Origin of the sequence: Streptosporangium sandarakinum (assembly GCF_013409935.1) — a bacterium.
Taxonomy (GTDB): domain Bacteria; phylum Actinomycetota; class Actinomycetes; order Streptosporangiales; family Streptosporangiaceae; genus Streptosporangium; species Streptosporangium nondiastaticum.
In genome coordinates this window covers 55,395-71,041 of sequence record NZ_JACCCO010000003.1, presented here as the reverse complement: position 1 = coordinate 71,041, position 15,647 = coordinate 55,395, and the positions used below count along the sequence as shown (strand labels likewise).

At 70.7% G+C, this 15,647-nt stretch carries 11 protein-coding genes; 6 read left to right on the top strand and 5 right to left on the bottom strand.

From position 1 onward, the window contains the following. The first annotated feature begins 234 nt into the window (after positions 1 to 234). The 4 genes from HDA43_RS26905 to HDA43_RS26890 all read left to right on the top strand — a co-directional run bounded on the left by HDA43_RS26905 (position 235) and on the right by HDA43_RS26890 (position 3,147). Positions 235 to 390, top strand: coding sequence for a hypothetical protein (locus HDA43_RS26905; RefSeq protein WP_179826551.1), 156 nt, complete (start codon positions 235 to 237; stop codon positions 388 to 390). A gap of 173 nt (positions 391 to 563) precedes the next feature. Continuing rightward, entirely contained in the window at positions 564 to 1,202 is a 639-nt protein-coding gene (locus tag HDA43_RS26900; RefSeq protein ID WP_246424732.1) for a TetR/AcrR family transcriptional regulator, read from the top strand. 175 nt (positions 1,203 to 1,377) lie between these two features. Next, positions 1,378 to 2,337 (top strand): prolyl aminopeptidase, encoded by a 960-nt coding sequence (pip, locus tag HDA43_RS26895; protein WP_179826636.1) that lies wholly within the window; start codon positions 1,378 to 1,380, stop codon positions 2,335 to 2,337. A gap of 303 nt (positions 2,338 to 2,640) precedes the next feature. Continuing rightward, positions 2,641 to 3,147 carry a hypothetical protein gene (locus tag HDA43_RS26890; protein ID WP_179826635.1) on the top strand — a complete coding sequence of 169 codons (507 nt, stop codon included), beginning with the start codon at positions 2,641 to 2,643 and terminating at the stop codon, positions 3,145 to 3,147. Positions 3,148 to 3,319: 172 nt separating this feature from the next. Here the strand turns inward: HDA43_RS26890 and HDA43_RS26885 are convergent, their stop codons facing one another. From HDA43_RS26885 to HDA43_RS26875, 3 genes are all read right to left on the bottom strand, one after another. Next, positions 3,320 to 6,181 (bottom strand): vitamin B12-dependent ribonucleotide reductase, encoded by a 2,862-nt coding sequence (locus tag HDA43_RS26885; RefSeq protein WP_179826634.1) that lies wholly within the window; start codon positions 6,179 to 6,181, stop codon positions 3,320 to 3,322. Between the two features lie 91 nt (positions 6,182 to 6,272). Next, positions 6,273 to 6,734, bottom strand: a complete 462-nt coding sequence (nrdR, locus tag HDA43_RS26880; protein WP_179826633.1) for a transcriptional regulator NrdR — start codon at positions 6,732 to 6,734, stop codon at positions 6,273 to 6,275. A gap of 421 nt (positions 6,735 to 7,155) precedes the next feature. After that, complete coding sequence (locus HDA43_RS26875; RefSeq protein ID WP_179826632.1) at positions 7,156 to 7,434, bottom strand: hypothetical protein; 279 nt, start codon at positions 7,432 to 7,434, stop codon at positions 7,156 to 7,158. 212 nt (positions 7,435 to 7,646) lie between these two features. Here HDA43_RS26875 and lexA point away from each other — a divergent pair, with 212 nt between their 5' ends. Beyond that, complete coding sequence (lexA, locus tag HDA43_RS26870; RefSeq protein WP_218912654.1) at positions 7,647 to 8,351, top strand: transcriptional repressor LexA; 705 nt, start codon at positions 7,647 to 7,649, stop codon at positions 8,349 to 8,351. 211 nt (positions 8,352 to 8,562) lie between these two features. On the opposite strand, the gene leuS is transcribed toward lexA, so the two are convergent. Further along, a complete protein-coding gene (gene leuS / locus HDA43_RS26865; protein WP_312873559.1) occupies positions 8,563 to 11,049 on the bottom strand; it encodes a leucine--tRNA ligase in 2,487 nt (828 codons plus the stop codon). 540 nt (positions 11,050 to 11,589) lie between these two features. Between leuS and HDA43_RS26860 the strand changes: the two genes are divergently transcribed. Beyond that, on the top strand, positions 11,590 to 13,407 hold the full coding sequence (locus HDA43_RS26860) for a hypothetical protein (protein ID WP_179826630.1): 1,818 nt from the start codon (positions 11,590 to 11,592) through the stop codon (positions 13,405 to 13,407). A gap of 33 nt (positions 13,408 to 13,440) precedes the next feature. On the opposite strand, the gene HDA43_RS26855 is transcribed toward HDA43_RS26860, so the two are convergent. Next, positions 13,441 to 14,715: a cytochrome P450 gene (locus tag HDA43_RS26855; protein ID WP_218912653.1), complete on the bottom strand. Its 1,275-nt coding sequence runs from the start codon at positions 14,713 to 14,715 to the stop codon at positions 13,441 to 13,443. Positions 14,716 to 15,647 lie beyond the last annotated feature (932 nt).

Genomic DNA, 15,647 nt, shown 5'->3' with positions numbered 1-15,647 from the left:
TATCGGACACACCGGGCGCGAGGAAAAAGGAGGCGGACCATGCGTCGCAGCAAGACCATCAGGCCGCGCGACCGGCGCCGCCGCACCATCGGCACCGAACCGGACCTGCGGACCCCGTCGGGCCGGATGCTCCCTTATTGAACGTCCCTTTACAGTGGTTTTACGCGATTCTCTGTAGACAACTCGCGTAACGGAATCATCACGCCGGGGGGCTCAATGAGGAGACTTGCGGTCGTGCCACCTCAGGTCGCACGGCTCAAGATCAGAGATATCCGTTCCGCGAAGCACCGCAGGACCGCCGGGGACGGCAAGGTCGTGGACCTTCGCGCCTACGCCGGACGGAACGTCGTGCTCTTCCCGCGCACGAGCGGCCCCACACCGGCGGCCTGACCGCCCGGGAGAAGGCAGGGGTGCTCCCCCGCCGGGACTCCAGTGAAAGACCCGCCTGGTGCGGGTCTTTCTGTTCTCCCGGGGCCGCTCTTCCCGGAATCGTCGCGGATCTCCCCGGCGACCCGCCGCAGTCCACAGAACGGAATACTATGTTCCGTGACTATAGTGGAGACATGGAGACGACACCGGCCCCGATGAGCGGCCGCAAGGCCCAGGCTGCCCGGAACGACCAGGTGATCCTCGAAGCGGCGCGGGCGGTCTTCGTCGCCGACCCCGACGCTCCGATCTCGGCGGTGGCCGAGCGGGCGGGGGTGGGCATCAGCGCGCTCTACCGCCGCTACGCCGGCAAGGAGGACCTTCTGCGCAAGCTCTGCTCCGACGGCCTGCGGACCTACATCGCCGAGGCCGAGGCGGCCCTGTCCGGCCAGGACGACCCGTGGGAGGCGCTCGCCGGTTTCATGCGGCGCGTCGTGGACGCCGACGTCCACTCCCTGACGATCAACCTCGCCGGGACCTTCACCCCGACCGAGGATCTCGGGCGCGAGGCCGCCCGCGCCGGCGGGCTCGCCGAGCAGGTCTTCGACCGCGCCGTCCGGGCGGGTGCCGTAAGGCCGGGCCTGAACACCTCCGACATGTCGCTGATCTTCGACCAGCTCGCCGCCCTCCACCTCGGCGACGAGGAGCGCACCGCGCAGATACGGCGCCGCCACCTCGCCCTGATGCTGGACGCCCTGCGCCTGACCTCGGCTCCTCCCCCGCCCGGCCCGCCGCCGACCGCCGAGGAGGTCACCCGCCGCTGGACGGCCCGTTGACCCGGGCCGCACCGGTCCGGTCGGCGTCGATCAGGTGACGCGGGCGGGTGCCGAGCGGCTCCGGCCCGGGACGGGGAAATCCACTCGCCTGATGTAACAGCACTGTTGTATTTTCGGGATCCTTCGCCCAGCCGCGCCGTCACACCGTACGGCGCACCACCGAAGGGAATCCGACATGACCCGGCCCCCCGCTCCGATCGAGCCCTACGACCACGGCATGCTCGACGTCGGCGACGGCAACCTCGTCCACTGGGAGGTGTACGGCAACCCCGAGGGGAAGCCCGCCCTCGTCGTGCACGGCGGCCCCGGGGCGGGGTCCTCGGCCCGCCACCCCCGCTCCTTCGACCCCGAGCGTTACCGGGTCGTCCTGTTCGACCAGCGCGGCTGCGGGCGCAGCACCCCGCACGCGAGCGACCCCGCCGCCGACATGAGCGTCAACACCACCGAGCACCTGCTGGCCGACATGGAACGGCTGCGCGAGCACCTGGGCATCGACCGCTGGCTGCTGTTCGGCGGCTCGTGGGGATCCACGCTCATCCTCGCCTACGCCGAGCGCCACCCCGAGCGGGTGTCGGAGATCGTCATCCCCGCCGTCACCATGACCCGGCCTTCGGAGACCGACTGGCTGTACCGGGGCGTCGGCCGGTTCTTCCCCGAGGCGTGGGACCGGTTCCGGGCCGGCGTCCCCGAGGCCGACCGCGACGGCGACCTGCTCGCCGCCTACGCCCGGCTCATGGAGCACCCCGACGCCGAGGTGCGGGCCAGGGCGGCGACCGACTGGCTTGCCTGGGAGGACGCGGTGATCTCCATGGAGCCGAACGGCAAGAAGGGTGCCTACAGCGACCGGCCGTCCGACGAGATGCTGGCGTTCGTCCGGATCTGCGCCCACTACTTCTCCCACGACGCCTGGCTGGAGGATGGTGTGCTGCTGCGGGAGGCGCACCGGCTGGCCGGCATCCCGGGCGTGCTGATCCACGGCCGCCACGACCTGGGCAGCCCGGTCTCCACCGCCTGGGAGCTCGCCCAGGCCTGGCCGGACGCGAAGCTGGTCATCGTCGAGGACTCCGGCCACACCGGCAGCGACACCATGCGCGACGAGATCCGCGCCGCGCTCGACCGCTTCGCCGTACGGTGATCCTCCGGCGCGCGCCGGAGAGCCGGTCATCCCGGTCTCCGGCGCGCGCCGCCCCCGTCGGCCTCCCCGCTCCCGGGTGTTTCCGCGCCCGTCGGCCACCCGTCCCCGCTGGATCGATCCAGGTCGACGTGAGCTGCGGGAGCGGTCCGGCCGGTCTCGGCCGACGGGCGAACCGGCCGGAATCCGTCATGAAATAAAGCCGGACATCCCGAACAAATCCTGATCTTCCCGCGTCGAACGACGGGGAAGATCGCTCCCTGGCTCGTCCGGACGACGAGCGTCGCAAGACGATGGGATGAGTAAGTGCTCAAGCCGACAAGCAGGATCATCATCGCCGCAGCCCTCTCCGCGGGCGCGGTCATGGCGAACCCGGCGTACGCCGTGGCGGCCTCCTACACCCCGGAGGGCGTCTGCGGCGCCGGGTTCGGCAGGGTGAACGACGGCAGCCGGGTGGTCAAGACCTCCACCGGCAAGGTCTACGGCCGCGTCTACCTGCTCTACAACCGCTCGACCGGTTTCAACTGCGTGACCACCATCAAGTCGAGCTTCATCGGCAGCGCCACCTACACCATGGCCCGGCTGGAGGTGCAGACCAAGCGCATCAAGCGCGAGCCGATGCGGACCGTGGAAAAGCACGCCGAGGGAAAGTACAAGTACTACGCCGGCCCGGTGAAGCTGTACGCCAAGGGCCACTGCGTGAAGTACTGGGGCATCATCAAGTCCAGCGGCCGCGCCCCCCAGATCCCGACCGGCGGCCAGGCGTCCCAGATCGCGACCGGCGGCCGGGCGTCCTGGGACAACTGCGGCTGACGGCCGCTGAGGAGCTCGCCGCGCCCCGGAAGGCCGCGCTCCCCCGGTCAGGCGAACGGGCGCCGGCCGACCGCCGGCGCCCGTCACGCCGCTCACACGCGGGGGGCGGTGCGCCCGGCCGTCCGCCGGGCGCACCGCCCCCCGCCTCCGCCTCCGCGAAGAGGCGCCGTGATCAGCTGCAGCCGCTGGTGGAGCCGCAGCCCTCGCAGACGTAGCAGCTGCCGGCCGGGCGCATCTTGGTGCCGCAGGTCAGGCAGAGCGGCGCGTCGGCGGTCCGGCCCTGGTGGGACTCCAGGGAGCCGCCGCGCTCCGGCCCGGTCTCGGCCGCCGGGGCTTCCGCGGCGCCGGCCTCCTCACCGGACCTGGCCTGCTCGATCGGAGCCGAGGTGGCCAGCTCGGCGATGACCTCGGCGGTGTGCAGCGCGGCCGGGTCCTCGCCGCGCTGCTGGGCGGCCCGCTCGGAGGCGGAGAAGATGCCCAGGGCGGCCCGCTCGTCATAGGGCAGGTAGTCCAGCGCCAGGCGGCGGAAGATGTAGTCCATCACCGAGGCGGCCATGCGGATGTCCGGGTCGTCGGTCATGCCCGCCGGGTCGAAGCGCATGTTGACGAACTTGCTGACGTAGGTCTCCAGCGGCACGCCGTACTGCAGGCCGATGGAGATGGCGACCGAGAAGGCGTCCATGACGCCCGCGAGGGTCGAGCCCTGCTTGGACATCTTCAGGAAGACCTCGCCGAGACCGTCGTCGGGGTAGGACGAGGCGGTCATGTAGCCCTTGGCGCCGCCCACGGTGAAGCGGGTGGTGGTGCTGGGGCGCTGGTTCGGCATCCGGCGGCGGGTCGGGCGGCCGACCTCCACGATCTGGACCTGCGGCTGCGCGGCCTGCTCGGCGGGCTGCTCGGCCGTCTTGTCCTCGGGCTTCTTGCCCGCGGCCGACAGCGGCTGGCCGACCTTGCAGTTGTCGCGGTAGACCGCCAGGGCCTTGAGGCCGAGTTTCCAGCCGGCCATGTAGACCTGCTCGATGTCCTCGATCGTGGCCGACTCGGGCAGGTTGACCGTCTTGGAGATGGCGCCGGACAGGAACGGCTGTACGGCGGCCATCATACGGACGTGGCCCATGGGGGCGATCGCCCGCTCGCCCATGGCGCAGTCGAACACCTCGTAGTGCTCGGGGCGCAGGCCCGGGGCGTCCACGACGTGGCCGTTGGCGGCGATGTACTCGACGATCGCCTCGACCTGCTCCTCCTGGTAGCCCAGACGGCGCAGGGCCCGCGGGATCGTCTGGTTGACGATCTGCATGGAACCGCCGCCGACGAGCTTCTTGAACTTCACCAGGGCGAGGTCGGGCTCGATGCCGGTGGTGTCGCAGTCCATCATCAGGCCGATGGTGCCGGTGGGCGCCAGCAGCGACGCCTGGGCGTTGCGGTAGCCGTTCTTCTCGCCGAGCTTCAGGCACTCGGCCCACTGGCGGGTCGCCTCGGCGTGGAGGGCCTTGTCCATGGCCTCCAGCGTGCGCAGGTCGTCGTTGGCCGCGGCGTGCTTGCGCATGACGCGCTTGTGGGCCTCGGTGTTGCGGGCGTAGCCGTCGTACGGTCCCACGACCCCGGCCAGCTCGGCGCTGCGGCGGTAGGAGACGCCGGTCATCAGCGAGGTGATGGCGCCGGCGATGGCCCGGCCGCCCTCGGAGTCGTAGGCGTGGCCGGTGGCCATGAGCAGCGCGCCGAGGTTGGCGTAGCCGATGCCGAGCTGGCGGTAGGCGCGGGTGGTCTCGGCGATCTTCTCGGTCGGGAAGTCGGCGAAGGTGATGGAGACGTCCATCGCGGTGATGACCAGCTCGGTCACCTTCACGAAGGCCGCGACGTCGAAGCTGTCGTCTTCCTTCAGGAACTTCAGCAGGTTGATGCTGGCGAGGTTGCAGGAGGAGTTGTCCAGGTGGAGGTACTCCGAGCACGGGTTGCTGGCGGTGATGCGGCCCGTCTCGGGGCTGGTGTGCCAGTCGTTGATCGTGTCGTCGTACTGGACGCCCGGGTCGGCGCACTCCCAGGCGGCCTTGGCCATCTTGCGGAACAGGTCGCGGGCGTCGACCGTCTCGATGACCTCGCCGGTGAGACGGGCGCGCAGGCCGAACCGGCCGCCGTCCTCCACCGCGCGCATGAACTCGTCGGAGACGCGCACCGAGTTGTTGGCGTTCTGGTACTGGACGGAGACGATGTCCTTGCCGCCCAGGTCCATGTCGAACCCGGCGTCGCGCAGCGCGCGGACCTTGTCCTCCTCGCGCGCCTTGGTCTCGATGAACTCCTCGACGTCGGGGTGGTCGACGTCCAGGACGACCATCTTGGCCGCGCGGCGGGTCGCGCCGCCGGACTTGATGGTGCCCGCGGAGGCGTCCGCGCCGCGCATGAAGGAGACCGGGCCGCTGGCCGTACCGCCGCTGGAGAGCAGCTCCTTGGAGGAGCGGATCCGGGAGAGGTTCACGCCGGAGCCCGAACCGCCCTTGAAGATCACACCCTCTTCCTTGTACCAGTCGAGGATCGACTCCATGGTGTCGTCGACGGCGAGGATGAAGCAGGCGCTCACCTGCTGCGGCGAGGCGGTGCCGACGTTGAACCACACCGGCGAGTTGAAGCTGAAGACCTGGTTGACCAGGGCGTGCTTGAGCTCGTGGTCGAAGATCTCGGCGTCCTCGTCGGTGGCGAAGTAGCCGTTCTCCACCGCGGTCCTGGTGTAGACGCCCACCACGCGGTCGACCAGCTGCTTGAGGCTCCACTCGCGCTGCGGGGTGCCCACCGCGCCGCGGAAGTACTTGGTGGTCACGATGTTGGCGGCGTTGACCGACCAGGACTCGGGGAACTCCACGCCCCGCTGCTCGAAGTTGATCGAGCCGTCCCGCCAGTTGGTCATGACGACGTCACGGCGCTCCCAGGACACCTCGTCGTAGGGATGCACCCCGGGGGTGGTGAAGATGCGCTTCATCTTCATCCCCTTGCGCAGCCGCTTGCCCCCGCCCGCGGTCGTACCGCTGACCGTCTCCGTCATGACTTCCCCCTTCCGGGGCCCCGCTTCGCGGAACCCACGAGTCGGACCACATCAACGCGCCGCTCTGGCCCCCGGCGCCCGGGGTTTGAATTCAGTCCTGCTTGGCGGAGCGTTCCGCGCGCAGCTGCTCGATCTCGGCCTCGAAGTCGGCCAGGGTCTCGAAGCCGCGGTAGACGGAGGCGAACCGGAGATACGCCACCTCGTCCAGCTCGCGCAGCGGGCCCAGGATCGCCAGCCCCACCTCGTGCGCCGCGATCTCGGCCGATCCCGTCGCCCGGATGCTCTCCTCCACCCGCTGGCCCAGCTGGGCGAGGGAGTCCTCGCTCACCGGACGCCCCTGGCAGGCCCGCCGCACTCCGGCGATCACCTTGTCCCGGAAGAACGGCTCGGTCACCCCGCTGCGCTTGCTGACCATGAGCAGGACGGTCTCCTGCGTGGTGAACCTGCGGCCGCATTCGGGGCACGTGCGCCTGCGGCGGATGGCACCGCCGTCGTCGGTGGACCGGCTGTCGATGACCCGCGTGTCAGGGTGACGACAGAACGGACAGTGCACGCGGGTCGCCTCCTTGGCCTGCCGTGACCCCGCACCCTGTGTTTCGCCTCGTGCGTCCCGCAAATCCCATGGCAGGGGCGCTCGCGCACATCTTCCAAAGGTCGAAATGCGGTAACGAAAACACAATCTATGGTGAGCTTCGCCGGTGGAGCCACTAGATGTTGTGGTCCAACGGTAGGAGGGTCGGACCATGAACGCAAGTCAGCCGGACCCCGCGCGCCGAAGTCGCTGATCAGCGCGCCGCCTCGGCGTGTCTCCCCCTCCTGCCCCGCCGGTCACGGTGGTAACACCCCCCATTGCCCCTTTTCGTCCTCACGACCCACGACCCACGACGCCGTCGCGCCCTGGCGCCCCGGCGGCCGGCGGGGCGCCGGGGCGCGCCGTCACCCTCCGGGGCGCGTCGCCGCGGCGATCGCGATGATCACGGCGCCGCCCGCCAGGGCGCGGCGTCGCCGGGGGCCGGGGCGCGCGAGGAGTCGGCGCACCCCGGATAGCCGACCCCGAGGGTCGCGTCGACACGGGGAGCGAGCCACAGCGCCCCCAGGGTGACGAGCGTGAGGACCGCCAGCACGACGACCCTGCCCCGCCTGGTGAGCCGGACCGGCGCACCAGGGTATCGGACGTTCCCCGGCGGCCCGGGCCTGCGGCCGGGCCGCCGCCGGGACCGTCGCGCCGCCATCTCCGCCGCGGTCGTCTTCATATTGACCCCACCCCCTCCGACCTGGTCGAACACACGTCGAGGAAAGATCGGTGAATCGAACACGATGTCGATCGAACTCCCGTACGATGTTGTACACCACGCCGTCGGTCATTTCGAGGAAGACTCGAACAGTTGTTTGAACATGATCTTCGACGGCGGTACGGTCGCTGTGTGCGACACGGGCAATACAGACCGGGAGGCAAGGAGATCGCATGAGCGAGCACGACGAGAACGGTTCGGCCGTCAACGACCTGGCGGTGCGCAGACGTGACTCCCTCGGCCTCACCCCCAGGCAGCGGAAGATCCTGGAGGTCATCCGCGACTCGGTGCAGCAGCGCGGTTATCCGCCGTCCATGCGGGAGATCGGCGAGGCGGTGCAGCTCACCAGCACCTCCAGCGTGTCGCACCAGCTGACGGCGTTGCAGCGCAAGGGCTACCTGCGCCGCGACCCGCACCGTCCCCGCGCGCTCGAGGTGCGTCTCCCCGGCGAGCCGGTGCTGTGGGTGGACCCGGACGCCGCCCAGGAGACCGTCAGCCGCCCCACCGCGGCCTATGTCCCGCTCGTCGGCCGGATCGCCGCCGGCGGCCCGATCCTCGCCGAGGAGAGCGTCGAGGACGTCTTCGCCCTGCCCAAGCAGCTCGTCGGCGAGGGCACGCTCTTCCTGCTCCAGGTGACCGGTGACTCGATGATCGAGGCCGCCATCGCCGACGGCGACTGGGTCGTCGTCCGCCAGCAGCCGGTGGCCGACAACGGCGACGTGGTCGCCGCGATGATCGACGGCGAGGCCACGGTGAAGACCTTCAAGCGCAAGGGCGGCCACGTCTGGCTGGTCCCGCACAACCCGAACTACGACCCGATCCCCGGCGACGAGGCGACCGTCCTGGGCAAGGTCGTCGCGGTGCTGCGCAAGCTCTGACCCTTCCCCGGAAGAGCGGGCCCCGGTCTCCACCGGGGCCCGCTCCTTTTCACGTGCCGGTCGTCTTCACACGCGTCCGGCCGCCCGGGGACCGCTTCACACGCCGGTCGCCTTCGTGCTCGATGCGAGCCCGGGCCGGCCGGGGACCGTCCGGCCCGCAGGCCGCCGGTCCCCGGAATGGAGGCATCCGCCGTACGGACGCCCCGGAGCCTCAGGGGACGATGTTGACCAGCTTCGGCGCGCGGACGATGACCTTGCGCGGGTCGCCGTCCAGGAAGGCTCGGACCTTGTCCGAGGCCAGCGCCAGCGCCTCCAGCTCGGCCTCGGAGATCTCCGGGGAGACCTCCAGCCGGTCGCGGACCTTGCCCGCGACCTGCACCACGCAGGTGACCGACTCCTGGACCAGCAGTGCCGGGTCGACCACCGGCCAGCCCGCCCTGGCCACCGACGCGGAGCGGCCCAGCCGCTCCCAACCCTCCTCGGCGGTGTACGGCGCGACCAGCGACAGCATGACCGCCAGCGCCTCGGCCGCCTCGCGGACCGCCGGGTCGGCGGCGCCGGGACCGGCGTCGATGGCGCGGCGGGCCGCGCTCGTCAGCTCCATCAGGCGGGCCACCGCGACGTTGAAGCGGTGGGACTCGGCCAGCTTGGTCACCTCGTCGACGGTCCGGTGGGTGAACCGGCGCAGCTCCAGGTCACCGGTGGAGACGTCGGCGCCGGGGGCAGAGGCCGCGCCGGCCTCGGCCATGACGCGGAACGCCCGGGCCAGGAACTTCTGCGACGCGGCCGGGGAGACGTCGGCCCAGTCGATGTCGTCCTCCGGCGGACCGGCGAACACCACGGTCAGCCGGACGGCGTCCACGCCGTAGGCGTCGATCTGCTGGCCCAGGTCGACGCCGTTGCCCAGCGACTTCGACATCGCCTTGCCCTGGTTGATGACCTGACCCTGGTTCAGCAGCCGCCGGAAGGGCTCGGTGAAGTCGACCATGCCCATGTCGTGCAGGACCTTGGTGAAGAACCGCGCGTACAGCAGGTGCAGCACCGCGTGCTCGACGCCGCCGACGTACTGGTCGACCGGCCCCCACAGACGCAGCTTCTCCACGTCGAACGGGCCCTCCTCGTAGGAGGGGTCCACGTAGCGCAGGAAATACCAGGAGGAGTCGACGAAGGTGTCCATCGTGTCGGTGTCCCGCCGCGCGGAGCCGCCGCACTTGGGACAGGCGACCGTGACCCAGTCGTCGGCCGAGGCCAGCGGGGAGACGCCCTTGGGCGCCAGGGCCTCGCCGCGCATGTCGGGCAGGGTGACCGGCAGCTGGTCGTCCGGGACCGGCACCTCGCCGCAGTCCGGGCAGTGGATGATCGGGATCGGGCAGCCCCAGAAGCGCTGGCGTGACAGCAGCCAGTCGCGCAGCCGGAAGTTGACCGCGGCCCGGCCGGTGCCGCGCCCGGCCAGCACCTCGATGATCTTCTTGATCGCCTCGGCCTTGCTCAGCCCGTCCAGCGGGCCGGAGTTGACCAGGGTGCCCTCCCCCGCGGTGGCGACGCCGGTCTCACCCGGGTCGGCCAGGCCGGTGTGCACGACGACCTGGACCGGCAGGTCGAAGGCCCGGGCGAAGTCCAGGTCACGCTGGTCGTGCGCGGGAACGGCCATGATGGCGCCGTGGCCGTAGTCGGACAGCACGTAGTCGGCCGCCCAGACCGGCATGCGCTCGCCGGTGACCGGGTTGATCGCGTGGCGGCCCAGGAAGACGCCGGTCTTCTCCTTCTCGGTGGACAGCCGGTCGATGTCCGACAGCTTGGCCACCTCGGCGCGGTACGCCTCGAACGCCTCCCGCTGCTCCTCGGAGACGATCTCCTCGGCCAGCGGGGCGTCCGGGGCGACCACGAAGAAGGTCGCGCCGTACAGGGTGTCGGGGCGGGTGGTGTAGACGGTGACCGGCTCGTCGCGGCCCTCGATCGCGAAGTCGACGTCGGCGCCCTCGGACCGGCCGATCCAGTTGCGCTGCATGGTCAGCACGCGCTCGGGCCACTCGCCCTCCAGCTGGGTCATGTCGTCCAGCAGCCGGTCGGCGTAGTCGGTGATCTTGAAGTACCACTGGGTCAGCTCACGGCGGACCACCTCGGCGCCGCACCGCTCGCACCGGCCGTCCTTGACCTGCTCGTTGGCCAGCACGGTCTGGTCGGCGGGGCACCAGTTGACCAGGCCGCCCTTGCGGTAGGCCAGGCCGCGCTCGAAGAAGCGGGTGAACAGCCACTGGGTCCAGCGGTAGTACTCGGGGTCGCTGGTGTGCAGGCGGCGAGACCAGTCGAAGGAGATCCCGTAGCGCTTGAAGGAGTTCGCCTGGGTGTCGATGTTGGCGTAGGTCCACTCGGCCGGGTGGGCGTTCCGCTTGATCGCGGCGTTCTCGGCGGGCAGGCCGAAGGAGTCCCAGCCGATGGGGTGCATCACGTTGTGGCCGCGCTGCAGCCAGTAGCGCGCCACCACGTCACCGATGGCGAACGCCTCGGCGTGGCCCATGTGCAGGTCGCCCGAGGGGTAGGGGAACATGTCGAGCACGTAACGCCGCTCGCGGGTGTCGGCCGGGTCGTCGTCGGCGCGGAAGGGCTGCAGTTCCTCCCACCGCCGCTGCCACTTGGCCTGCAGTGCCTGCGGGTCGTAGTGCTGCTCGTCGCTCTGGATGTCGGCTCGCTCGCTCACGTCAATCTTCCCTCGGTATACGTATGCGTAGGTGATCTGACCCATCCGGCCCAATAGAAAAACCCTTCGCGCTCACGCGAAGGGCAGCCGCACCGGCAGGGCGTCTAGCCCCGGGAAGGCCGGTGCGGCCCGGTAAGCAGCAGGGCCGCGGCACGCATACGTCAAGACTATCGCAGTTCGCAAGCCGTGTTCATGGCCCGGAGAACCTTCGTCCACGGCGAAACGCCGGCATCCGGGATCGTGGTCCGGCACAATGGACCGGACCGCCGGATACGGGCGGGCCGAGATCCGATGGCGATGCGTCCGTTACGGCCTCACCTGCCTCGCCCGTTTACTCTTCTCACCGTGGCACACTCAGTCGAGCCGGGGCAGGGCCCGGACCCCTCCGAGGCCGGCCTGCCGTTGCAGGACCCGCCGACCGATCCCACCGGCCTTCAGTTCCGGGGAGGATTCTCCCGTTTCCCTGGGAACCATCCCGCCCCGCATGAGACCATGCCCAATACCCACAATTCGGGCGCCCGCGCAGGAGGTACGGAAGCAATGGCTTCGGAGCAGTCCAGCCAGTCGAGCCTGCCCCCGGCATGGCCGCAGCCGGCCGACCCTCCCAGCTGGGCGGACGACCCCCTCGGCACCGGACCGCGGCTGCCCCGCCCGCAGGACGTCTCCCAGGCCGGCGGCTCCGGGCAGACCTCGCCCGGCAACGGCTGGCAGGCCGCGATGGCGCAGGGCGACGACGTCTTCCGCCAGCAGCCCCCCGGCCCGCAGTCCTCCGGCCGGCAGGCCCCGGACGCGCGGCAGCCCGGCGGCCAGGACGGCGGCTCGCAGCCCGGCGGCGACTCCTGGCGGACCGGCGTGCCCGGCAGCGGCTCCTGGCAGCAGGCATTCGGCGCACAACCCCCGGCCGACCCGCAGGCTCCCGGCTCCCCCTCGGGCGGCGAGCCGTGGCGGACCGGCCCCCCGTCCCGGGACGGCTCCGGCGAGAGCGGCGGCTGGGACGCCGCATCCCAGCCCTCCGGCACCGGCTGGCACACCGAGCCGGGCGCGACCGCGGCGATGCCCGCCTACTCCCCCTCCCCGACCAACCCTCCGGGTGCGAACCCCGACCCCTTCGGCCGGCGGGACCCTCTCACCGACGCCGACCCGTTCAACCGCGACCCGCGGTCCAACCCTGATCCTTTCAACGATCCTTTCAACCGCGACCCGCGGTCCAACCCCGACCCGTTCGGCACCCGCGACCCCTTCCGCCCGTCCCCGGACGGCGGCCCGGCGGGAAACGGACCCCAGGCGGCGGGCGCCCCGCCGGAGGCCCCGGCGTACCCCGCGCCCGGCCAGAACGGCCCCGGCCAGGGAATGCCCCCGCAGGGCATGCCGGGTCAGGGAATGCCCGGTCAGGGCGGGCCCGGCCACCCCTTCCCCGGCGGCGGCAACGGCGGACCTCAGCACGACCCCCGGCAGGGCCCAGGCCAGCCGGGCGGCCACCTCAGCCGCGACCCCTCCGACCCCAACCGGCCGTTCGTCACGGCGGGCCAGATCAGCGGCCCGAAGACCCCGCCGCCGGAGCGCCAGCAGGAGCTGTGGGACACCGTCTTCGGTGACAACTACCAGGCCATGGGCGACGATGACGACCTTGAGGACCGCGGCAGGCCGATCTGGATCTACGCGCTCGCCGGCTCCGCCGTGATCGCGCTGGTCGGCGTCGTGCTCTGGGCGTTCCTGGCCGGGCCGCTCGCCTCCGGCAAGGAGGACGAGACCGCCGCCCCGCAGACCAAGCCCTCGTCCGCCGCGAAGGACCCCGCCAAGAGCGGTTCGGTGCCTCGCCTGCCGCGCTTCCCCGGCAAGGCGTCCCCGGTCTCCGGCGCCCTGGTCGACCAGGGCGCCGCGATCAGCGTGCCCAGGCTCGGCGGCCCCTGGCGGCTGGACCAGCGGCCGGCCGTACAGACCTCCTACGGCTTCGACACCCGCCAGTACGTCCCCGCCGGCTCCGACGCGGCGGGCAAGCCGCAGTTCGCCCAGGTGATGTCCGGGCCGCTCTCGGCCCGGATGAAGAGCAAGTACGTCGAGGGCAGGCTCGCCCCGGTGATCAACGCGGTGGCCTCTGCAGCCCGCGGCAAGTTCTTCCCCCAGGGCAACACCGCCCGCAAGACCGCCCAGCAGACGCTGAAGGTCGGCGGGCACCCGGCGCAGCTCGCCGCCTACGAGATCACCGCCGGGGAGACGAAGACCACCGTGGTGGTGGCGGTCGTGAACACCGGGGCCCAGCTGCCCTCGGTCGTCTACATGTCGGTGCCGGACAGCAAGAAGGAACTGCTGCCCGACATCAACACCGTGTTCAAGTCGATCAAGCCCGCGGCCTCGTGACCTGAAGACCCCGGACCCCCGGGGTCTTCAGGGTCAGAACTCGCAGGTCATGTGCTTGATGCCGTTGATGAAGCTGGAGTAGAGGCGCTCGGGCCTGCCGCCCTCGATGTTCGGCACCCGGCGCAGCAGCTCGCGGAACATCACGGTGATCTCGCGGCGGGCCAGGTGGGCGCCGAGGCAGAAGTGCGGGCCCGGCCCGCCGAAGCCCACGTGCGGGTTGGGACTGCGGGTGATGTCGAAGCGGAGCGGGTCGGCGAAGACGCTCTCGTCGCGGTTGGCCGCCCAGTAGTAAAGGACCACCTTCTCCCCCTCGCGGTAGAGGTGGCCGTTCATCTCGTGGTCCCGCGTCACCTTCCGGCGCATGAAGTTCACCGGCGAGGCCAGGCGGACGATCTCCTCCACCGCGCCGGGCAGGCGGCCGTCGAGGTCCGCGAGGAGCAGGGCGCGCTGGTCGGGGTTGCGGGTGAGCAGGCGCAGGCCGTGCGAGATGGCGTTGCGGGTGGTCTCGTTGCCGGCCACGACCAGCAGGATGAAGAACGAACCGAGCTCCTGCGCGGTGAGCTTCTCGCCGTCGATGTTGGCGTTGACCAGCGACGAGGTGAGGTCTCCGGTGGGCTGTTCGACCCGCGAGGCGGCGAGGTCCTGGACGAGCTGCTGCAGCTCCATCCCGGCGGTGAGCAGCTTCTCGGCGACCGAGGTCGCGTCGCCGCCGCCGTACTCGGGGTCGAAGCCTCCGAGGATCACGTTCGAGCGGTCGAAGACGAAGCCGTACCGGTCCTCCGGGATGCCCATCATGTCGCAGATGATCTTCAGTGGGAGCTTGGCCGCGACCTCGGTGACGAAGTCGCAGCCCGGACCGGTGGCGATCAGGTCGTCCACGATCCGCTCGGCGGCCGCCTCGACGTCGACCTCGAACTGTTTGATCATCTTGGGGGTGAACGCCCGGGAGACGATCCGGCGGAGCCGGGCGTGCCGCGGGTCGTCCATGTTGATCATGGACCCGAAGTACTCGGTGAACTCCGGCGGCATGTCCGGGATGTTGGTGGCCCCGCCGTCCCCCGAGCAGAAGACCTCGGGCGTACGGCTGGCCTCCAGGATGTCGGCGTGCTTGACCAGCGCGTAGTAGCCGAGACCGCGCGGCGCGAAGGAGACCTCCGGCTCCTGGTAGAACGCCGGATGAGGAAGCTCGCGCAGCAACCGGAAGGCGTGCTCCCGCTCCGCCATGGGCCTGGCCCAGAAATCGTAGTCGGAAAGATCGAAGTCGCTCGCGGAGACGATCGGCTTCCGCTCGGCTGGCGTCACGCTCATAGTGCCCATCATTTTCGCAGGTCTTGATCGGGTCAATGGAGTGTCGTCAGAAGTCGCAGGTGAAGCGCTCGACGCCGTTGACGAGGCCGGCGCGGAGGCGGTTCGGGGGGCGCGGGACGGCCCGCCGTTTCAGCGAAGCGGACCGGCGGCGGCCGGGCGCGCGGCGACGCGAACATCCCTCGCCGCCGACGACCCGGGGAAAGCGATGTCCAACGGACCGGCATCTTCCGGTGAAACCGCCACACCAGCCTCCACTAGAACAGAGTTCGGTTTTTCGATCCTGCCACACGATCTTCCGGTCGGCCAGACCGGGACGGCCGAAACCCCGAGGCAACGGGTCCCGCCCCGGCGTGACGGACGGTGGCCCGCGGGGTTCGTACGGCTTTACAGAAGCCGCCCTCATGACAGCCTTCCGCCCGCCGACGTAGGGCATATGCACGCCGGGTCGATGGCTTGGGGGGTCGCTGGTACGTGCTGCGGTGGGTGTTTCGGGCCGCTCAGGCTGGGGGTTTTCCCACTTGAGGGCGTTTCCCTGTGTTTGAGCGGGTCGGTGGTTGCCGGGTTGGTGGGTGTTTCGGGCCGCTCAGGCTGGGACTTTTCCCTGTTGGGGGGGTGTCTTCCTGTGTTTGGGCGGGTCGGTGGTTGCCGGGTTGGTGGGTGGTGCGCGCTGCGGTGGGTGGGTGTTCCGGCCGGCGTTGTGGTTGCTGTCTGGTGGTTTCCGGCCTTCGGCCTGGCCTCGGGCGCGGTGGTTTCTGGCGTTTTGAAGCCGGCCGGAACACCCACCCACCTCCGCGCCAAGACTTGCCCGGCCGTACGGCCTGCTCGCCGTAGCTTCTTCCTTTCCGTCGGCCCATGGTTCCCGCCGCCGCTGAAGCGACCCTTGCTCCCGGCCGGGGGCGGGTCGCCGTAGCCTTGCGGCCACACTGGCGGGG